Annotated in this window: 20 protein-coding genes; 16 read left to right on the top strand and 4 right to left on the bottom strand. The window is 58.2% G+C overall.

Annotated elements, in window-relative coordinates; all coding sequences use genetic code 11:
- The first annotated feature begins 148 nt into the window (after positions 1-148).
- From atpB to nucS, 10 genes are all read left to right on the top strand, one after another.
- Complete coding sequence (gene atpB / locus HMPREF2847_RS07910; RefSeq protein ID WP_016422455.1) at positions 149-943, top strand: F0F1 ATP synthase subunit A; 795 nt, start codon at positions 149-151, stop codon at positions 941-943.
- Between the two features lie 140 nt (positions 944-1083).
- Positions 1084-1335, top strand: a complete 252-nt coding sequence (locus HMPREF2847_RS07905; protein ID WP_016422456.1) for an ATP synthase F0 subunit C — start codon at positions 1084-1086, stop codon at positions 1333-1335.
- 32 nt (positions 1336-1367) lie between these two features.
- A complete protein-coding gene (locus HMPREF2847_RS07900) occupies positions 1368-1931 on the top strand; it encodes a F0F1 ATP synthase subunit B (protein ID WP_038628467.1) in 564 nt (187 codons plus the stop codon).
- A 5-nt stretch (positions 1932-1936) separates the two neighbouring features.
- Positions 1937-2755 carry a F0F1 ATP synthase subunit delta gene (locus HMPREF2847_RS07895; RefSeq protein ID WP_048735245.1) on the top strand — a complete coding sequence of 273 codons (819 nt, stop codon included), beginning with the start codon at positions 1937-1939 and terminating at the stop codon, positions 2753-2755.
- Between the two features lie 54 nt (positions 2756-2809).
- Positions 2810-4453 (top strand): F0F1 ATP synthase subunit alpha, encoded by a 1644-nt coding sequence (gene atpA, locus HMPREF2847_RS07890; protein WP_048735247.1) that lies wholly within the window; start codon positions 2810-2812, stop codon positions 4451-4453.
- 53 nt (positions 4454-4506) lie between these two features.
- Positions 4507-5487: a F0F1 ATP synthase subunit gamma gene (locus HMPREF2847_RS07885; protein ID WP_048735250.1), complete on the top strand. Its 981-nt coding sequence runs from the start codon at positions 4507-4509 to the stop codon at positions 5485-5487.
- A 2-nt stretch (positions 5488-5489) separates the two neighbouring features.
- The gene (atpD, locus tag HMPREF2847_RS07880; protein ID WP_038628477.1) at positions 5490-6929 is read left to right on the top strand and encodes a F0F1 ATP synthase subunit beta; all 1440 of its coding nucleotides are present in this window, start codon (positions 5490-5492) and stop codon (positions 6927-6929) included.
- Between the two features lie 11 nt (positions 6930-6940).
- Positions 6941-7312: a F0F1 ATP synthase subunit epsilon gene (locus HMPREF2847_RS07875; protein WP_038628479.1), complete on the top strand. Its 372-nt coding sequence runs from the start codon at positions 6941-6943 to the stop codon at positions 7310-7312.
- A gap of 217 nt (positions 7313-7529) precedes the next feature.
- The gene (locus HMPREF2847_RS07870; RefSeq protein ID WP_070852051.1) at positions 7530-8033 is read left to right on the top strand and encodes a DUF2550 domain-containing protein; all 504 of its coding nucleotides are present in this window, start codon (positions 7530-7532) and stop codon (positions 8031-8033) included.
- A 77-nt stretch (positions 8034-8110) separates the two neighbouring features.
- On the top strand, positions 8111-8803 hold the full coding sequence (gene nucS, locus HMPREF2847_RS07865; protein WP_070852050.1) for an endonuclease NucS: 693 nt from the start codon (positions 8111-8113) through the stop codon (positions 8801-8803).
- 364 nt (positions 8804-9167) lie between these two features.
- On the opposite strand, the gene mce is transcribed toward nucS, so the two are convergent.
- Positions 9168-9620: a methylmalonyl-CoA epimerase gene (mce, locus tag HMPREF2847_RS07855; RefSeq protein ID WP_005509354.1), complete on the bottom strand. Its 453-nt coding sequence runs from the start codon at positions 9618-9620 to the stop codon at positions 9168-9170.
- A gap of 31 nt (positions 9621-9651) precedes the next feature.
- Between mce and HMPREF2847_RS07850 the strand changes: the two genes are divergently transcribed.
- Both HMPREF2847_RS07850 and HMPREF2847_RS07845 read left to right on the top strand, forming a co-directional pair.
- Positions 9652-9957: a thiamine-binding protein gene (locus HMPREF2847_RS07850; protein WP_038628488.1), complete on the top strand. Its 306-nt coding sequence runs from the start codon at positions 9652-9654 to the stop codon at positions 9955-9957.
- An 83-nt stretch (positions 9958-10040) separates the two neighbouring features.
- Positions 10041-11090 (top strand): co-chaperone YbbN, encoded by a 1050-nt coding sequence (locus HMPREF2847_RS07845; protein ID WP_070852048.1) that lies wholly within the window; start codon positions 10041-10043, stop codon positions 11088-11090.
- Positions 11091-11125: 35 nt separating this feature from the next.
- Here HMPREF2847_RS07845 and HMPREF2847_RS07840 read toward each other — a convergent pair whose 3' ends face one another.
- Complete coding sequence (locus HMPREF2847_RS07840) at positions 11126-11521, bottom strand: TIGR02611 family protein (protein WP_038628495.1); 396 nt, start codon at positions 11519-11521, stop codon at positions 11126-11128.
- A gap of 333 nt (positions 11522-11854) precedes the next feature.
- On the opposite strand from HMPREF2847_RS07840, the gene HMPREF2847_RS07835 reads away from it, so the two are divergent.
- Entirely contained in the window at positions 11855-13027 is a 1173-nt protein-coding gene (locus HMPREF2847_RS07835) for a serine hydrolase (RefSeq protein ID WP_048735267.1), read from the top strand.
- A 128-nt stretch (positions 13028-13155) separates the two neighbouring features.
- On the opposite strand, the gene glgB is transcribed toward HMPREF2847_RS07835, so the two are convergent.
- Both glgB and HMPREF2847_RS07825 read right to left on the bottom strand, forming a co-directional pair.
- Positions 13156-15351 (bottom strand): 1,4-alpha-glucan branching protein GlgB, encoded by a 2196-nt coding sequence (gene glgB / locus HMPREF2847_RS07830; RefSeq protein WP_070852047.1) that lies wholly within the window; start codon positions 15349-15351, stop codon positions 13156-13158.
- 180 nt (positions 15352-15531) lie between these two features.
- Complete coding sequence (locus tag HMPREF2847_RS07825; RefSeq protein ID WP_048735273.1) at positions 15532-17562, bottom strand: alpha-1,4-glucan--maltose-1-phosphate maltosyltransferase; 2031 nt, start codon at positions 17560-17562, stop codon at positions 15532-15534.
- A 141-nt stretch (positions 17563-17703) separates the two neighbouring features.
- Between HMPREF2847_RS07825 and HMPREF2847_RS07820 the strand changes: the two genes are divergently transcribed.
- The 3 genes from HMPREF2847_RS07820 to HMPREF2847_RS07810 are packed head-to-tail and all read left to right on the top strand — an operon-like array spanning position 17704 to position 20624.
- On the top strand, positions 17704-18540 hold the full coding sequence (locus tag HMPREF2847_RS07820; RefSeq protein WP_038628508.1) for an ABC transporter ATP-binding protein: 837 nt from the start codon (positions 17704-17706) through the stop codon (positions 18538-18540).
- A 6-nt stretch (positions 18541-18546) separates the two neighbouring features.
- Entirely contained in the window at positions 18547-19386 is an 840-nt protein-coding gene (locus HMPREF2847_RS07815; protein WP_070852046.1) for an NUDIX hydrolase, read from the top strand.
- Between the two features lie 53 nt (positions 19387-19439).
- Complete coding sequence (locus tag HMPREF2847_RS07810; protein ID WP_070852045.1) at positions 19440-20624, top strand: THUMP-like domain-containing protein; 1185 nt, start codon at positions 19440-19442, stop codon at positions 20622-20624.
- Positions 20625-20648: the final 24 nt, after the last annotated feature.

Raw genomic sequence — 20648 nt, 5'->3', positions numbered from 1 at the left:
CCACAGGTACGGTCCCCGTGAGCGCCGTGCTGATGAGCGAATGGAATCCGCGGCGCGACACGTTAAATGACGTCCTTCGCACCGCTTGACAATAGTTCTAGCGGCCCAATCACGGGAGAGAACGCTGAGCGTTACAACACTTGCCGAGATGCGGGGTGAGTTTCACTCACCCAACTTGCAGGAGGAGTATTTCCCGGGTGAACAATTTGGCGACTTCATTTTAGGTGGCAGTGGCGACTGGTACGCCATGGACCGTCTGATGATTGTTCGTCTTTTGATGGCCGTGATCGTCGCCGTGTTCTTCGTCGTCGCAATGCGTCGTCCGAAGCTCGTGCCGACTGGTCTGCAGAACGTTGCGGAGTTGATGCTGGACTTCGTCCGCATCCACATCGCGGAGGAGATTCTGGGTAAGAAGGAGGGGCGTCGTTTCCTTCCGGTTCTGGCCACCATCTTCTTCCTTGTTATCTCGATGAATATTGCGGCTATTATTCCTGGCCTCAATATTTCGCCGAACGCCCGAATCGGTATGCCACTGGTTCTGGCCCTGTTCGCATACGTTGCCTTCATTTACGCAGGCTCGAAGAAGATGGGCTTCTTCAAGTTTGTGAAGTCGGCAGTTGTTATTCCGAACTTGCCACCGGTACTCCACCTCATCGTGGTGCCGATCGAGATTTTCTCCAACTTCGTTCTCCGCCCAGTTACGCTGACCATCCGTCTGATGGCCAACATGCTGGCGGGCCACATGGTTCTAGTCCTGCTTTTCGGTGCCACGAACTTCTTCTTCTGGCAGCTGAATGGTTGGACCGCCCTGTCCGGGTTAACCCTTGTCGCTGCGGTAGCATTCACGCTGTTCGAGATGCTGGTGATTTTCCTGCAGGCATACATCTTTGCCCTGCTGAGCGCCGTCTACATCGAACTGTCGCTGCACGCAGACGAGCACTAACCCATAACTAATGAGGCCGCACATTCGGCAACAAGGCCTCGCCAATTTAATAGCAAGACCCACTTGACCCACAAAGCCCCGGGCCTACTTAGAACAATCTTTATTCCGGGGCCATCCTTTAAGAAAGGGAACGGTTCATAATGAACGACGTCATCCTCTCCGCCCAGGACGCTGTCCAGGCTGTCGACACCAACGCTGGCCTGAAGACCATCGGTTACGGTCTGTCCACCCTGGGCCCGGGCCTCGGTATCGGTATCGTCGCCGGCAAGACCGTTGAGGGTATGGCACGCCAGCCAGAGATGGCCGGCCAGCTGCGTACCACCATGTTCCTGGGTATCGCCTTCACTGAGGCTCTCGCCCTGATCGGCCTGGTCGCAGGCTTCGTTTTCTAAGTCCGGACCTTCAAGCGGAGAACACGTAAACCATGACAGATTTCACCTTTTTGCTAGCGGCGGGTGACCTCCCGATGGGAGAGTCCGTTGACCCGCTGCTGCCAAAGACCTATGACATCGTCTGGTCCGTTGTCCCGCTGGTAGTTATCCTGGTTCTCTTCTGGAAGCTCGTTCTTCCGAAGTTCCAGGAGGTCCTGACCGAGCGGGAGGACCGGATTGAGGGCGGCATTGAGCGCGCTGAGGCTGCACAGGCCGAGGCGAAGGCCGCTCTGGAAAAGTACAACAGTCAGCTCGCAGAGGCCCGTACTGAAGCAGCAAAGATTCGCGATGAAGCCCGTGCACAGGGTCAGCGCATCATTGCAGACGCTACGACCAAGGCCAATGACGAGAGCGCACGAATCATCGAGTCCGGTGAAAAGCAGCTCGCTGCCCAGCGTGAGCAGGTAGTCGCAGAGCTGCGCAAGGAAATGGGCCAGAACTCCATCAATCTGGCTGAGCGCCTTCTGGGCGAGCAGCTCTCCGACGACGTTCGTAACTCGTCGACGATTGACAACTTCTTGTCCAACCTTGACACCGTGGCCCCGGCCGGAAAGTAGGCGACATGCACGCAGCAAGCCGCGAATCCCTGGCAGCCCTTAGCCAGCGACTGGACGCCGCTATCGGCGGCGACAATGTTGCTGTTGCTCAGGCTGCTCAGACTGGTTCCGAGCTTTTCGACATCGTCGAGGTCCTGGACTCCGACCGCGGCCTGCGTGTCGCTGTCGCCGACACCTCGGCGACTGCGGAACAGCGTTCCGGCCTTGTCCGGAGCCTGTTCGCGGGCAAGGTATCTGAGACGACTCTTAACCTCGTCGTGGATGCTGCCGCGCAGGTATGGTCCACCCCGCGTGAAATGCGTGAGGGTTTGGTAGAGCTGGGCCGTCGCGCCCTCCTTCGCTCTGCCGAAGGCCAGGGACAGCTTGAGACTGTTGAGTCTGAGCTGTTCCAACTGGGACACATCCTGGCTGAGCAGTCGCAGCTTGAACAGCTGCTGGCCGACAAGGCCGCAACCCCCGAAGCCAAGCGTGGGCTCCTCGCCTCTGTGCTGTACGGCAAGGTCACTTCCGTGACCGAGACCCTGGCACTGCAGGCTGTTGGTCGCCCATCCAAGCGCCCCGCGGACGACATTGACTCCCTGTCCCGGCTAGCCGCCGGCCTGCGGAACCACGTCGTCGCTCGCGTGACCAGTGCCACGGCCGTCTCTGACGAGCAAGAGCGAGCACTGGCGGACAAGCTCGGCCGAGTCTACGGCAAGGCGATGTCCATCCACACCGTGATCGATAAGTCGATTCTCGGTGGACTGGTCATCCGGGTTGGCGACGAGGTCATCGACGGTAGCCTTTCAACAAAGCTTGAGAAGCTGCGCGTCGGCCTCGGCTGACGGATGGTTTAGACGATTAATCACTGGAAGAATATTACCGAGAGCAGGAAGAACATGGCGGAGCTGACGATCTCCTCCGACGAGATCCGTAGCGCGATTGCGAACTACACCTCGAGCTACTCCCCGGAGGCCTCCCGCGAGGAGGTTGGCGTTGTTATCAGTGCAGCTGATGGTATCGCCCAGGTTTCGGGAATGCCGTCGGTCATGACGAATGAGCTTCTGGAGTTCCCGGGCGGCGTCATTGGCGTCGCTCAGAACCTCGACACCGACAAGGTCGGCGTTGTGGTGCTGGGTAACTTCGAGTCGCTTAAAGAGGGTGACGAGGTAAAGCGGACGGGTGACGTCCTTTCGATTCCGGTCGGGGACAAGTTCCTCGGTCGCGTAATTAACCCCCTGGGCCAGCCGATTGACGGCCTGGGCGACATTGAGGCTGAAGAGGACCGCGTCCTCGAGCTGCAGGCACCGACCGTGCTGCAGCGTCAGCCGGTTGAAGAGCCGATGGCTACTGGTATTAAGGCCATCGACGCAATGACCCCAATTGGTCGTGGTCAGCGTCAGCTGATCATTGGTGACCGTAAGACCGGTAAGACCGCGGTCTGCCTGGACACCATTTTGAACCAGAAGGCTAACTGGGAGTCCGGTGACCCGAGCAAGCAGGTGCGATGCATCTACGTTGCTATCGGTCAGAAGGGCTCCACTATTGCTGGTGTGCGTCAGACCCTCGAAGAGCAGGGCGCACTCGAGTACACCACCATCGTTGCTGCCCCGGCGTCGGATGCCGCAGGCTTCAAGTGGCTTGCACCATTCGCAGGCGCCGCACTGGGTCAGCACTGGATGTACCAGGGCAAGCACGTCCTGGTCATTTACGATGATCTGACTAAGCAGGCAGAGGCCTACCGTGCCATCTCACTGCTGCTGCGTCGCCCGCCGGGACGCGAAGCTTACCCGGGTGACGTCTTCTACCTCCACTCCCGTCTGCTGGAGCGTGCTGCGAAGCTCTCCGACGACATGGGTGCAGGCTCGCTGACCGCACTGCCGATCATCGAGACCAAGGCAAACGACGTGTCGGCCTTCATTCCGACCAACGTCATTTCCATTACCGACGGCCAGGTCTTCCTCGAGTCCGACCTGTTCAACCAGGGTGTCCGCCCGGCTATTAACGTCGGTGTGTCGGTTTCCCGTGTTGGTGGTGCCGCACAGACCAAGGGCATGAAGAAGGTTTCCGGTAACCTGCGTCTGGACCTCGCGTCCTACCGCGACCTGGAAGCATTCGCAATGTTCGCTTCCGACCTGGACGATGCCTCCAAGCGTCAGCTGGAGCGCGGTCAGCGTCTGGTTGAGCTGCTGAAGCAGAAGGAAAACCACCCGCAGCCGGTCGAGTACCAGATGACCTCCATCTACCTCGCTGGTGAGGGCGAATTCGACGATGTCCCGGTTGAGGATGTCCGTCGCTTCGAGTCCGAGCTGCTTGAGCACCTGCAGGACACTCAGCCTGCAGTCTTCGAGCAGATTGACGGCGGCGTTGCCTTCTCTGACGAGTCCAAGGCTGCTCTGAAGTCCGCTACCGCTAACTTCAAGAAGTCCTTCCAGACTTCTGAGGGCGCACCGCTGGCTTCCGAGGCCCCGGTCGAGGCACTCGACGAGGACGAGCTCAAGAAGCAGCAGATTACGGTCTCCCGCAAGACTGCCCAGAACTAGGCAGGTTGAGCTATTCAATGACCGTTTTCGCAATTGAAGGGAGGGAATAGGACATGGCGAATCTTCGTGAACTTCGAGCCCGAATCAAGTCGGTGAACTCGACCAAGAAGATCACCAAGGCCCAGGAGCTTATCGCAACCTCGCGCATTACCAAGGCGCAGCGTCGCGTGGCAGACTCCCAGCCGTACGCCGACGAAATCGAGAAGGTCATCGGACGTCTCGCATCGGCTTCGTCGTTGGATCACCCGATGCTCGTAGAGCGTGAGGGTAACCAGCGTGTTGCAGTCCTGGTTGTTACCAGTGACCGCGGCATGTGTGGCGGCTACAACCACAACGTCCTGAAGAAAGCTGCAGAGCTGCGTACCGCTCTGGAAGAGCAGGGACATGAGGTCGTTCTCTACGTGACTGGCCGTAAGGGCACCGACTACTACGACTTCCGTGGTGTCGAGCTCGCCGGTACGTGGGAGGGCTTCTCCCAGGATCCGGACTACGCCGCAACCCACGACGTGCGTCGTCACCTCATTGATGGTTTCAACGCTACGGCCGAGGGCACTGCCAAGTACCGCGAAGGCCTGCGTGGCACCAACGGCGAGGCCGTTCAGGGCTTTGACCAGGTCCACGTTGTCTACACGGAATTCGTGTCCATGCTTTCTCAGATTCCGCGTGCACACCAGATGCTCCCGATTGAGCCTGTGTACGAGGATGTCGAGATTGCTCAGGGCGAGGACATGCTGTCCGATGGATCAGATGACCTCAATCCGGACTATGAATTCGAGCCTGATGCAGACACCCTGTTGGCAGAGCTTCTGCCGCAGTACGTGTCCCGCACCCTGTTCGCAGTGATGCTCGAGGCCGCTGCCTCTGAGTCCGCTGCCCGTCGTAACGCTATGAAGTCTGCGACGGACAACGCTACCGAGCTGGTCAAGGACCTCTCGCGTGTTGCTAACCAGGCACGTCAGGCACAGATTACCCAGGAAATCACAGAAATCGTCGGTGGCGCCGGTGCGCTCGACGACAGCGGAGAAAGTGACTAGATATGAGCACAGCTCTAAGTGAGCAGAACACCACCACGGCTGTGGGCCGTGTTGTGCGTGTCATCGGTGCCGTCGTCGACGTGGAGTTCCCGCGTAACGAACTGCCGGCACTTTACAACGCGCTGACCGTGGAAGTTTCCCTTCCGTCGGTCGCCAAGACCATTGTCCTCGAGACTGCACAGCACCTCGGTGACAACATGGTTCGTACCATTGCTATGGCTCCGACCGACGGCCTGGTCCGCGGTGCAGAGGTCAAGGACACCGGTAAGCCGATTTCGGTTCCGGTTGGTGACGTCGTCAAGGGTCACGTCTTTAACGCAATGGGCGACTGCCTGGACGAGCCGGGCCTGGGTCGCGATGGTGAGCAGTGGGGCATCCACCGTGAGCCGCCGGCCTTCGACCAGCTCGAGGGTAAGACCGAGATTCTCGAAACCGGTATTAAGGTCATCGACCTGCTGACCCCGTACGTTAAGGGCGGCAAGATTGGTCTGTTCGGTGGTGCCGGTGTCGGTAAGACCGTTCTGATCCAGGAGATGATTACGCGTATTGCACGCGAGTTCTCCGGTACTTCGGTCTTCGCCGGTGTTGGTGAGCGTACCCGTGAGGGCACCGACCTCTTCCTGGAAATGGAAGAGATGGGCGTTCTCCAGGACACCGCCCTCGTCTTCGGTCAGATGGACGAGCCTCCGGGAGTCCGTATGCGCGTCGCGCTGTCGGGTCTGACCATGGCAGAGTACTTCCGCGATGTTCAGCACCAGGACGTGCTGCTCTTCATTGACAACATCTTCCGTTTCACCCAGGCCGGTTCTGAGGTTTCGACCCTGCTGGGTCGTATGCCTTCCGCCGTGGGTTACCAGCCGACCCTGGCTGACGAGATGGGTGTTCTGCAGGAGCGCATTACGTCCACCAAGGGCCGTTCGATTACCTCTCTGCAGGCCGTCTACGTGCCTGCCGATGACTACACCGACCCGGCTCCGGCAACGACCTTCGCCCACCTCGATGCAACCACCGAGCTCGACCGCTCGATTGCATCGAAGGGTATTTACCCGGCAGTGAACCCGCTGACTTCGACTTCTCGTATCCTCGAGCCGTCGATCGTCGGCGAGGAGCACTACCGCGTTGCCCAGCAGGTTATTAACATCCTGCAGAAAAACAAGGAACTCCAGGACATCATCGCCATCCTCGGTATGGACGAGCTGTCTGAGGAGGACAAGGTGACCGTGCAGCGTGCACGTCGTATCCAGCGATTCTTGGGTCAGAACTTCTTCGTTGCTGAGAAGTTCACGGGTCTGCCTGGTTCGTACGTCCCGCTGAAGGACACCATTGTTGCCTTCGACCGCATCTGCAAGGGCGACTTCGACAACTACCCGGAGATGGCCTTCGACGGCCTGGGTGGCCTCGACGATGTCGAGAAGAAGTACGCTGAAATGCAGAAGAAGTAAGGGGCATCCTCATGGCTGAAATCACCGCTGAACTGGTTGCTGTTGAGCGACCGCTCTGGAAGGGCAAGGCCACTTTGGTCTCTGCTCAGACCACCGAGGGTGAGATCGGCGTGCTGCCCGGACACCAGCCGTTGCTTGGCCAGCTGGTCAACAACGGTACGGTGACCATCAAGACCGCAGACGGCAAGGTTCTTGTCGCTTCGGTACAGGGTGGGTTCATTTCCGTGTCTACCTCGAAGGTTTCGATCCTCGCGGATAAGGCAATCTGGGCTGACGAGGTTAACCTCTCCGAGGCCGAGTCCAACCTGACTTCGGATGACCCTGCAGTAAAGGCACAGGCTGAGTCGGAGGTTCGCGCGGCTCGTCGCGCTTCCACCAAGTAGTCTGTTCGCCTGAACATCCGGTCGCACGACCGTATTCTTCCTGCTTCTTTAAACGGGGCGGGGAGCTCGCAAGAGAAATCTTGCAAGCTCCCCGCCCCGTTTTTCTTAGTTATTTTTCATGTCAGTGCAACAATCGGGTAGGGTTTGTAAAAAGCCTCTAATGCGCTTTTGGACCAAGGTTCGTCGTCTATTCACCCGGATGCGAGGCTGGCAGATAGTGTTTTCAAGCGTAACCATGATGTCAATCATGCTCATGATTATCGGTGCGATGTTAATCGTCGGCGGGGCGCTTGCCCTGTGGCGTTTTGCCAGCCTGCATGCAAAAGGTACCCCTGTTATCGCTCGTCGTCTTCCTGCCGGTGATGGCAGTCACTGGCGCCATGGCGTCATGGTTTATTCAGAGTCGACGTTGAAGATGTACAAGCTACGTTCGTTGCGTCCTGGCTGTGATGCCGAATTTGCCCGTCACGATGTCGCTATTGTGGATCGCCGAAATCCGACTGACATCGAGGCGGGTTTTTTCGCGCCCGGGCTTCGGGTAGTCAGGATTAAATCGGGGGAAAATACCGAGTGGGAGTTTGCCGTGGACTCGTCCTCGGACACCGCGCTGGTGGCGTGGGTGGAGTCGAAGCCGTCGTCACGCCAAACTCGTGAGTTTCCTACAGATATTGAGCGACGTTTTCGTTCGGCTTATAACCGTGGTCGGGGAAGTCAGTACTAGGCTGCGACAGCAGGTTATTGCGAAGCCTCTAGCGGGTATTGTTTTCTCCCGCGCGGCAGTCACGTTAGGGTAGGGGAATGCGCCTTGTGATTGCTGAATGCACCGTCGACTACGTCGGTCGCTTGAATGCCCATCTGCCTCATGCTCCGCGCTTGCTGTTGGTGAAAGCTGATGGGTCTGTCTCTGTGCATGCCGACGACCGTGCATATAAGCCTCTGAACTGGATGACACCGCCGTGCACACTGACGGAGAAGGATATTTTCGACGAGTCGGGTGAAGACACTGGTGAAAAGCTTTGGGTCGTTGAGAACAAGAAGGGCGAGCAGCTTCGTATCACTATCGGCAAGGTGTTAGCTGATAGCACCTACGAGCTGGGAGAGGATCCCGGCCTGGAGAAGGATGGTGTAGAAGCGCATCTACAGGAGCTGCTTGCCGATCAGTTCACAACTTTTGGCGAGGGCTACACCCTGATTCGGCGCGAATACCCAACCGCGATTGGGCCGGTGGATCTGCTTGGCCGCGATGAAAACGGAGCCACTGTAGCAGTGGAGGTTAAGCGTCGGGGCGGTATCGATGGTGTCGAGCAGCTAACCCGTTACTTGGAGATGCTGAACCGCGATGAGCTGCTGGCACCGGTGGAGGGGATTTTTGCTGCCCAGGAGATTAAGCCACAGGCCAAGACTCTGGCAGAGGACCGTGGTATTCGCTGTGTGACCGTGGATTACGACGCGCTGCGTGGCCTGGAGTCCAACGAATTGCGGTTGTTTTAGCCATGCCTAGGCGAAACCACAAGCGGCGCGGCAATCAACGGGGTAATCAACGCGGCAGGCGTAATAACCAAGGCCAGAATCGCGGCAGCCTGCCCGCGTTTGGCAGTTCTTTTCAAAACACCCGCACTGAATCCGGGCCTGCCGGTTGGCAGGACGTGGACTTTGCGGTGCGTAACATCAGCGCTGGCCAGTCCAATAAGGTTTATCGCTGTCCGGGGTGCGACCAGGAAATCATGCCTGGAACCTCGCACATCGTGGCATGGCCACAGGATTATGGTGCAGGCGCCGATGACCGGCGCCATTGGCACACTAACTGCTGGCGCAACAGAGCTCACCGCACTATCACGCGCCGCTGGGGATAGATTTACTTTGCCGGCTCAACGAGCTCCAGCAGGACACCACCGGCATCCTTCGGGTGGATGAAGTTGATGCGCGAACCTGCGGTGCCAATCTTCGGCTCCGGGTAGAGCACGCGGGTGCCCTGCTCCTTCAGATGTGCCATCAGAGCCTCCAGATCAGTGACGCGAACTGCGTACTGCTGGATTCCCGGCCCCTTCTTGTCCAGGTACTTTGCAATGGTGGACTGGTCATTCAGCGGCGCGAGAATCTGAACCAGAGTGCCACCTTCAACCTTGTCGGCCGGGCCGACCATGGCCTCGTGGACGCCCTGCTCTTCATTGACCTCATCGTGGTAGTTGATGAACCCCAGGTTTGCGCGGTACCACTCAATAGCGGCATCAAAATCTGGAACTGCGACGCCGACGTGATCAACAGCGACTACGTACTTATGGGGAACGGGAATCTGTGTCTCACTCATAGTTTCCAGAGTACTCGCTATTATCGGCGCCATGATTGTCGCATTTTCTGTTGCCCCCACTTTCTCCGATCCTGAGCAGGGAATGGCTGAGGCCGTTGCTGAAGCCGTACGTGTTGTGCGCGAATCTGGCCTGCCCAACGAAACTAATGCCATGTTCACCCTTGTTGAAGGCGAGTGGGATGAGGTGATGGACGTGGTTAAGCGAGCCACGGAAGCAGTCAGCCGTGTCAGTCCGCGCACTTCTCTCGTCATCAAAGCGGACATTCGCAATGGGTACACCGGGCAGCTGCGTGCGAAAGTCGATGCGGTGGAGGATGCGCTAAAAGCTACCGACTAGTCTCTTGTTCGGCTTGGACACGTAGGCTCTACATAGGTTTTTACATAGGCTTTACGACGACACTGGAGAGGAACCCTTTTACGATGCCAGCTGGACATGGTCACGCACATGGCCATTCGCATGGTCACTCGCATGGAGCACACGGTCACCGCGAGTGCTCGACCCCGCCACCACCGCCCGGTACGGTTGATTTGGAGCAGCTCCACCAGCGCGCCGAAGCCGAACGTAAGCGCCGAGAGGAGATCGAGCGGGCAACCAGTGATCAGGGAGACGGGCTTCCTCCTGTGGTGGAGATTGCCCCGCAGACCCTTGAGGCAGAAGTCGTTCTGCGCTCGGAGCAGGTACCGGTAATTGTCTTAATCGGCATGGCGGGAGCAGCTGATTCGCTGCGTCTTCGGGCTGAGCTAGAAGGCATGGCCCGTGAGGCCAATTTGAACTGGATTCTGGCGTGGGCAGATGCTGAGGAGCATCCGCAGCTGGCCCAGGCATTCGGTGTGCAGGCAGTGCCGACAGTCACGGCCGTGGCTATGGGCAGTCCCATTGGCATGTTTGTAGGCGAGAAAACCAGGGATTGGCTGGAACAGTGGCTGGCGCAGGTTATGGAGGCCACTCGGGGGTGTCTCAAGGGGTTGCCGGCGGGAACTCGTATGGCTGGGGAGGGCAGCGAGCCGGAGGCTCCCGAGCCGACTGACTTCTTCGGCAATCCCGTACCCACCGATGACCCGCGTTTGGAGCAGGCTGAAGAGTTGCTCGAGGAGGGCAATTTCGACGGGGCGTTGGAGCTGTATGACGCTATGCTGCAGTCCGAGCCCGCAAATCAGGGTCTGAAGCGCGCTCACGCGAATGTGTCCTTCTTCGCCCGCGCTGCCAACATCGATCGCAGTGCAGATCCAATTGCAAAAGCCGACGCAGCGCCGAAGGACGTCGCGCTCGCCCTCGATGCCGCGGATGTCACGATGCTTGTCGACGACCCGGCGAAGGCGCTCGATCGTTTGTTGAAGTTGCTCCCGCAGGTGTTTGGCGATGATCGTGAGGCCATCAAGTCGCGTCTACTAGAGCTGCTTGTGCTATTCGATACCGCAGATCCAGTGGCATTGGATGCGCGCCGGAGGATGGCTAGCGCACTGTACTAGGAGCACTTTACTAGGAGCCTTGAAAGCACAGGCTCCTAGCTAGAAGCATCGGTGTACGGCCAGGCATCCGGAGCCATGAAGTAGTAGACGCTGCCCATTACAGCGGCCATAAACGCCATCAGCAACAGGAAAAGCGTTGCTTTCATTGCCACATGGCGCTGCGCATACCAGGCGTAAAAGGCGTCCAATTTTGCTGCCAACCAGATGTTCAGGCGACGTGTCGGTGGATGCACCAACGAGAGAATTCCCAGTGCAACAAAGATGCAGAGCCATCCGGGGGCAGGAGTTGGCAAAATGATAATGCCAACAATGAGCAGTGCGAAGCCTGCGACGAGAAGAACTGGGGAGAGCACCGGTCCGTACCAGGTGTTGCGCATATGGGCATGGCGAATCTGCATGCGGTCCATCAAGCGATGTACCTTTTCCTCCATTGCGATTCACTTCCTCCGATTTTCGGTGCCGTGCGCTACTTCTAGTAGCGGTCTCGAACGAGGCATCGTTAAAGCATTAAGCATCAAATATGCAGCTCAACTGCCTGGGTGCACCGTTGGACATTGACTTTTTAAATCATGTCTATATTTAATCCATTGTTGCACAAAAGTTGCGCCCCAGTGCAACGAGATTTTTCGGAAGGTGGTAATCTTCCAACAGTTCATAGTGGTTTACAGCAGTTACCACTGCCTTTCATCCGCCTGTTCACCTCAGACAGTTCATACTGCGCTAGGTGCCTTCGGTCTTCAGTTTTCTGCAGCCAGGAGTTTTGCATGCGACTTCGCCCCAAAGCCCTTCGCGCTACTTCCGCCTCGGTCCTTGTTGCGCTTTCGGCCTCGACTCTGTTGGTGGGGTGCACCATCGATGGCTCAAACGCCACTGGGGCCAAGGCCACCTCTGCTGCCGCAAAGCCAAAAGCTCCAGATAACGGTTGGGATGCTTCCGCGGAAGTCGCCTGGCCTGATGCCCAGGACGCCCTCGATACCGCGGCTAAGAATTTCTCCGACAACTATGGCATTGAATTGGGCGCCTATTTGCGCGTCATTGACGGTCCGTACAAGGGGCTCACGGCGTCGGTAGGCGAGGACACGAAGGAGTACTCCGCATCGACCATTAAGGCTCCGTTGGTGGTTACTGCGCTGAAGAAATTTGGCGATGACCTAGACAAGACGGTGACGGTCGATTGGGACAACGGTGTTGGCGGAAGCGTGATTGGTCCTGGTCAATACACGCTCGACGGGCTGTTGCAATACGTGATGCGGTATTCGGACAACACCGCGGCGAATGGGTTGATTGACGCTGTCGGGGGTTTCGACGAGGTCAATAAAACCATCAAGGAAGCCGGTGTTGATGACAAGCGCTACCACCTGGGCAACAAGTTCAACATCCCGAATCCCAGCGGTGATCGGTCCTGGTTTACTCCCTCTCAGGCTGCGCTGTTCATGGCACGTCTCCAGGAAGTGGCCGATGGCACCTCAAAGCACAACTTCATTACCAAGGACACGGCACAAACTGCATTGACCTACCTCACTTACGGTGGTTCGCAGAAGTTTGTGATGTACGTCGGATCCGCGGTACAGAAGACCGGTGACACTGCCGAGGGCGTTAATGATCACGGTATTTTGTACACCGCGGCCGGACCCATCGCTTACGCAATTACGACGCGCTTTGATGGGGTGCCACTCAATGAGCTTACCGACGGCCTGCTCGGCCAGCTGGGTTCCCAAATCGCCCCGCTTCTGCCGGATTACAATCGCCTTGGTGAGGATGGAAAGCCACTGACTGCCAAGCAGGCTGCGACGTGGAGCGCGGATGAGGATGGCGACGGCATTCCGGATCGCATCGGAACCGACAGCATGGATGGATCCGCGTACACCGATGATTCAGATTCTGCGAATTACAACGAATCTTTGGAACCTGACTGGTTCAATCCGTTCCGAGGATAGGACCTGGATACGCTCCCCAAAACAAAATTGCCCGTGTGTCAGGTTTTCAGGCCGAAACTCAGGTCACTGAAAACCGTGCAACACGGGCAATTCCTATGCGATTGTCTTCTATTCGGGCGGATTCGGGACTAGCCCTGCCACTTCAGCCAAACGGCGGTGTTGGCCGGCAGCACCAAATCAATCGAGTGAGCCTGGCCGTTCCAACCGTGCTCGACCGCGGTTACCGTACCGTTTTCACCGTAGCCGGAGCCCTCGTAACGTGATGCATTTGAGTTCAGAATCTCCGTCCATTGACCACCGCGCGGTACGCCAATCTTGTAGATTTCCTGCGTGGTTCCCGACAGATTATAGACGCAGGCGACGACCGAGCCATCGGTGCCATAACGGACAAAGGACACAACATTGTTTGTGGAATCATCCGCGTTAATCCACTGGAATCCCTCTGGGCGGTCATCCTGGGTGTAGAACGCCGGGTTTTCCTTGTAGATGGCGTTGATGTCCTTAACCAGCAGCTGAATGCCGCGGTGGAATTCGCCGCCCCAACCTTCGAGGTTGTCCCAAGCCACGGACTCATCGTGGTTCCACTCGTGGTTCTGGCCAAGATCCTGACCCTGGAATAGAAGCTGCTTGCCCGGGTGCGCCCACATGAAGGTCAGGAAAGTACGTAGGCCTGCGGCCTTATCCCAGTCACCGCCCGGCATGCGCTCCCACAGCGAGCCCTTGCCGTGCACGACCTCGTCGTGGCTAATCGGCAGAATGAACTCTTCCGAGTAGGCGTAGACCATAGCGAAGGTGAGCTCATGGTGGTGGTAGGAGCGGTAAATCGGCTCCTTGCTGAAGTACTCCAGCGTGTCATTCATCCAGCCCATGTTCCACTTCATAGAGAAGCCCAAGCCACCGTGTTCGGTAGGTGCGGTCACACCCGGCCAGGAAGTAGATTCTTCGGCCACGGTGAGGAAGCCCGGGTTGTGCTTGTGTACAGTGGCGTTGAATTCCTGCAGGAACTGAACAGCATCGAGGTTTTCACGGCCACCGTACTGGTTCGGCAGCCACTCGCCTTCATTGCGGGAGTAGTCCAGGTACAGCATGGAAGCCACTGCGTCGACGCGCAGACCGTCGATGTGGAACTCTTCCGCCCAGTACAGTGCGTTGGCGTAGAGGAAGTTGCGTACCTCGTTGCGGCCGAAGTCGAAAACGTAGGTGCCCCAGTCTCGCTGCTCGCCGCGGCGCCAGTCCGGGTGCTCGTAGCAAGCCGTGCCATCGAAGCGGGCGAGTGCGAACTCGTCCTTCGGGAAGTGCCCCGGAACCCAGTCCATGATGACACCGATGCCAGCGGCGTGGAAGGCATCAACAAGACCGCGGAACTGATCTGGGGTGCCGAAGCGGCTGGTCGGAGCGTAGTAGCCGGAAACCTGATAACCCCAGGAACCGGTGAACGGGTGCTCGCATACTGGCATGAATTCCACATGGGTGTAGCCCATGTCGACCACGTAGCGCACCAGCTTCTCCGCCATAACCTCGTAGCTCAGGCCCTGTTTCCAGGAACCCAAGTGGACCTCGTAGATAGAGATGGGCTCTTCGGTCCAGTCTGTGTTAGCGCGCTTTTCCATCCACGCTTGGTCGCCCCAGGTGTAGTCGGAGGTCGCAACGATTGATCCGGTAGCTGGTGGCAGTTCCGCAGCACGCGCCATCGGGTCGGCCTTATCGCGGCGCTGTCCCTCCGGTGTTGTGATGGCGAACTTGTAGACATCGCCCTCACCAACACCCGGGATGAACAGTTCCCAGATACCTGCGCCACCCATAGAGCGCATTGGGTACTGCGCACCGTTCCACATACAGAAGTCACCGACCACGGCGACGCCGCGTGCATTCGGAGCCCAGACAGTAAACGAGGTGCCTTCGACCGTACCCAACTCGGTGTCGTAACTGCGAAGGTGAGCACCGAGAACCTTCCACAGGTCCTCATGACGTCCCTCGCCGATTAGGTGCAGGTCACCAGCGCCAATAGTGGGGAGGAAACGGTAGCCGTCGGCACGCTCTACGGTTTCGCCGGAGTCCCACGTAATACGCAGGCGGTAGTCGAAGTCATCGCCGCCTGGGACGAGGGCGGTAAAGAAACCGTCGCCCAGGTTTTCCGCCTCAAATTCGCCGCGAGTGCTGACGATAGTAACTGCCTGAGCGCCGAAGACCCTCGTGCGAATTACCGTGTCACCGTCCACGACGTGTGCGCCGTAGATGCTGTGCGGATCGTGATGGGTGCAGTAGCGCAGGCGATCCATATCGCCGGAATCAATTGCGAGGCGGGGATCTGTGTGGGCTCCCATGGAAGGTCCTTCCGAAGCGTTTCTAGGTAGGTGAATGTGAAGTTGTTGCGTTCAGTTCTAAAGAAATAGAGGGAGGTAGGGGACAGTGGGCTGCTAGCTCACCTGCCAGCCTAACGACGAATCGTTGCGACAGTGGTCAGGTCAGTGGCCCACTAACCCCGAAAGTTCCCAGCAAGCGTTCTAGCCCTCGTAGTCGGGGACGTTGCGCCAAGCCAACTTGTGGCGGAGCTTGACATCGATTTCCGGCAGCTTGATGATGTGCGCAACGTTTTCCCACGGTGCCAGGCGGACGTAGTTGTCCTTGCCCCAGTTGAACTGGTTGCCGGTAATCAGGTCAGTGACATCCATGCGGTCGTGGTTGCGGAGTCCAATGCGATTCATGTCGAGGTGCACGGTAGCTTCCTGGGCATTCCATGGATCGAGGTTGAGAACAACGAGGATGGCATCGCCGGTGACCGGATCGAGCTTCGAGTAAGCCAGCAGGTTGTCATTGTCGATGTCGTGGAAGTGCAGGTTGCGCAGCTGCTGCAGAGCCGGGTGCTCCCGGCGAATCTTGTTCAGCGTGGCAATGAACGGTTCCAGCGAGTTGCCGGTCGCCAGTGCCTGGTCGTAATCGCGGCTGCGGAGCTGGTACTTCTCGCTGTCGAGGTACTCCTCGGAGCCCTCCTTGACCGGGACATTTTCAAACAGCTCGAAGCCGGAGTACATGCCCCACAGCGGAGAAAGGGTTGAAGCCAGCGCGGCGCGGATAGCGAAGGCGCCACGGCCGCCCTTGACCAGGAAATCATGCAGAATATCTGGGGTATTAACCCATAGGGATGGGCGAGCGATGTCCGCATGGCGGGTAATCTCTTCGCCGAATTCGGTCAGCTCTTCCTTCGTAGTCTTCCACGGGAAGTAGATGTAGGACTGAGTGAAGCCAGCTTTGGCCAGGCCGTAGAGACGGGCCGGGGCAGTGAAGGCCTCGGCGAGGAAGATGACCTCCGGGTTGGTTTCGTGAACCGTTTCAATCAGCCATTCCCAGAAGTTGCCCGGCTTGGTGTGGGGGTTGTCCACGCGGAAGACCTTGACTCCACGCTTGACCCAAAACTTCACTACACGCAGAACCTCTGCGTACAGGCCCTTGGCATCGTTGTCGAAGTTCAGCGGGTAGATGTCCTGGTACTTCTTCGGCGGATTCTCGGCGTAGGCAATGGTGCCGTCCGGCAGCACAGTGAACCACTCCGGGTGAGCCTTAGCCCACGGATGGTCCGGTGCACACTGGAGCGCTAGGTCGATAGCGACCTCTAGATCGCGCTCCTTAGCAGCCTTGATGAACTCCTTGAAGTCCTTTTCGTCACCGAGGCTCGGGTGGATGGCGTCGTGGCCACCTTCTGCGGAGCCGATAGCCCACGGAGAACCGACATCGCCCGGTTCCGGGGTCAGGGTGTTGTTGCGACCCTTGCGGTTGATTTCACCGATTGGATGAATCGGTGGCAGATAGACCGTGTCGAAGCCCATGCGCTGTGCGCGATCAAGCTGTGCAACCGCGGTCTTGAATGTGCCGTGCAGCAGCTCGCCGTTTTCGCCGTAACCACCGTTAGAACGGGGGAAGAACTCGTACCAAGAGGAGTACAGGGCTTCGCGGCGGTCAACCTTGATCTTGCGGGTCTTTCCGCGGGTCAAAAGGTCGCGTACCGGGTGGGCCTGCAAAATGGCGCGGGTCTCGTCGGAAAGTGCGGCTGCGATGCGGGCGCGAAGATCGCCGTCGCCGCGCAGACCTGCGGCGATGGAACGTAGGTGGTTGCGGTGGATAGCAGCGGCACCAGCGGCGGCGCGGTCGAAGAGAGCGGCACCAATTTCTAGATCATTAGAAAGTTCAGCTTCGCTCTGACCGGCCTCGAACTTCTTGGTGATAGCGTTGCGCCATGTTGCCATCGGGTCTGACCAGGCATCAATGCGAATGGTCCACAGTCCGGGGACGTCTGGGACGAAGGTGGCATTGACCTGATTTGGATCATGGTCAGAAAAGTGCATTGGAATGCGCTGTGAGCGGGAAGCAAAAGCTGATTCCTTCGGCCCCTTAACGTTGAGCGTAGCGTTCATCGCGTCGTGGCCTTCTCGCCAAATGACGGCGAAGGTTGGGACGACTTCACCCACTACGGCCTTCGATGGAGTTGCACCACCGTTGATTTGAGGACGGATGTCATCAATACCGATTCGACCAGTCATAAAAGACGTTCTCCTAATTGTCGGCGAGCTAGGTGAAAATCGAAGCAAAAGCCATCTCGAGTGAACTCGATTTGCTCTCTATCGAGGATAGTTGAGAATGTCCGAGCGCACATTTGGGCAAAGTTAGGGCACCATGGATGTGTGGCTGAATTGGAAGAAGACTTTAACGAAGATCTGTTAATCGACTTTCGCGACGTACACCTCATCCGTGGTGGCCGTACGCTGGTCGGGCCGGTGGATTGGCAAGTAGAACTTGACGAGCGCTGGGTCATCATGGGGCCGAACGGTGCAGGCAAGACTTCTTTAATGCGCATTGCCGCAGCGGAGGAGTTCCCGTCTTCAGGGGTGGCCCATGTGATGGGAGAGCAGATTGGTCGCACCGACATGCGTGATTTGCGCACCATGATCGGTTTGACGTCGTCGTCGATTGCTCACCGCATTCCCAATGATGAAAAGGTCGCGGACCTTGTTATTTCCGCCAGTTACTCCGTCTTGGGCCGCTGGCGTGAGACCTATGAAGAGATGGATTTCGAACAGCTCTCCGAGATTCTCGAGCGCATGGGCGCTGAGCATCTTGCCGACCGCACCTGGGGAACTCTCAGTGAGGGAGAGCGAAAGCGCGTGCTCATCGCACGAGCCATGATGGTCAACCCTGAATTGCTGCTTCTCGACGAGCCGGGCGCTGGGCTCGACCTGGGCGGTCGTGAGGACCTGGTCGGTTACTTAGGCGAACTCGCGCTCGACCCGGATGCGCCGGCGATGGTGATGATTACGCACCACCCGGAAGAGATTCCGTACGGCTTCACCCATGCGATGCTCCTTGACGAAGGCAATGTCATTGCACAGGGGCTTATTGACGACGTCCTGACCAGTGAGAACCTGACCAAGGCTTTCCACCAGGAAATCGTCGTCGATCGCATCGATGATCGCTACTTTGCGCGCCGGGCACGGCCTGCTGGAAAGCACCGGAAGAAGTAGGCGCTCATGGCGGTTCCGACACCTGAAACTCCGAATACGCCCGCGTCGCCGAAACTGGCAGCGACTGTATTGCTGCTCCGTGACACCCACTGCGGGCTCGAGGTCTACGTTCAAGAACGCGTGTCCTCAATGCGCTTTGCGGCCAATATGACCGTGTTTCCCGGCGGTGGAGTAGACCGACGTGATTTCCCCGCTGTCGCGAATGAGGGCATGACCGTGACCGAGCTGTCGGAGGCCGACCCCGAGTCGCGGATCGCGCAGGCTTTTAACGTCGACCGCGCGCGGGCGCACGCGCTCACCTGCGCGGCCGTGCGTGAGACCTTTGAGGAAACAGGCACTCTGTTGGTTCGCGATGCTGGCGGTGAGATTGTCGCAGATGGCCACCGCTTCCACCGTCAGCGACGGCAGTTGGAAGCCCACGAGTTGTCATTGACGGATTTCCTTAGCAATGAAAATTTGGTGCTCGATGCCGAACTCGTCAGTCCTTGGGCTAACTGGGTGACACCCGAATCCAACCCCATTCGCTACGACACCTATTTCTTCCTCGCCGCACTTCCCGACGGTCAAAGGGCCGACGGTGACACCTCTGAGGCGTCATCTTCGGGTTGGTTCCGCCCGACTACGATTTTGGATGGATGGCGCCGTGGATTACTTGGCCTCATGCCTCCGACCTGGGCGCAACTGACTCGCTTGGACGGTGTCAGTACTGTGGCGGAGGCTCTCGAGGCAGCTAGAAACACTCCGGTGCGACGCACCAGTAGTGACTTCCTCGGGGAACCTTTTATGGATGAGTACTTTGCCGTTGCCACCCACATGGGGCATTTGCGAAAAGGTATGAACCGTTAATCGACTACTCAACCCCGCTAATCGGCTAACCCCTAATTGGAAGGAGATAACGAGTGTCCCTGTCCGCTGCAGAGGTAGCCGCTGTTGCGGCTCACCCGGAGTGGCTAGATGAGGCCGACCAACTCGCGCTTACTAAAAAGTCTCTGATTGCAGACTCCGCGCATCTACGCCAACACTGTGGCGAGTTTGGTCGCGCGGTCATTGAAGTCGCAACGGCTCGGCGTTCGGCGGTCAGCAAACTGCCAGGGGACTGGATTTTCTCTTCCGAAGCAGCGCAACAGGCCACGCCCTTTGTCGTCGCGCTGGCTCGCGCTCGTAGGCTTGCGCTTCTCGGTATCGAAGCAGTGGCCGATGTGACCTGCTCCATTGGTACTGAAGTGGCAGCGATTGACCACGAGGGTCTGACCGTTGTCGGGTCTGATCTCGACCTTGCACGGCTGGCCATGGCGCGGCATAACGTCGGCAAGAACATCTTCGCGCAGGCCGATGCTTTGCAACCGGCCTTTGACGCACCTGTCATTGTCGCTGACCCTGCACGCCGTTCCGGTGGGCGTAGGATCACCAACCCGGAGGATTTGCTCCCGTCGCTGCCGGCGCTCATAGCCGCCTGGCCAGATAGAGAACTTGCTATCAAATGCGCGCCGGGGCTCGACTTCAGCGAGTGGAGCGGGGAAGTGGCTGTCACTTCGGTGGACGGTGCGGTCAAGGAGGCGTGTCTATATACGCCGGGGCTGGTCAGAGTTACCGAGGGGCAATCCGTAACGCGGTCGGCGATGGTTGTCCAGACCGTCGATAAGCACAGGCCATTAGAGTTGTCGGCGGTGAACGTGCAGACATACGACGACACCATGCCTGACGACATCGACGTACGGGCGGCCGGTCGGTACATCATTGACCCGGACGGAGCAATCGTGCGCGCCGGGCTGGTGCGGCATTTTGCGGCGGCACATGGGCTGTGGCAGCTCGATGAACGGATTGCGCATCTTAGCGGTGATGCGTTGCCACAGGGCACTGCCGGGTTTGAAGTTATTCAGCAAGTGAGTTTGAAGCAGGTTCGCAAGGCGCTGGCGGCGTTGGATTGCGGGGCGGCGGAGATTCTCGTGCGCGGTGTGGACGTGAACCCGGACGTGTTGCGCAAGCAGTGGAAGCTGAAAGGTGCCAGGGCATTGGCGGTGGTGATCACGCGTATTGGGCGGAGCGCGACGGCGTTTATCTGTGAGCCTCGAGAGGTCGGTTAAGGACCGCGTTACGACGGAAAATTG

The organism is Corynebacterium sp. HMSC074C03 (genome assembly GCF_001838285.1).
Lineage (GTDB): Bacteria > Actinomycetota > Actinomycetes > Mycobacteriales > Mycobacteriaceae > Corynebacterium > Corynebacterium amycolatum.
The sequence above is the reverse complement of the archived record's forward strand: the minus strand, read 5'-3'. Positions and strand labels throughout refer to the sequence as shown.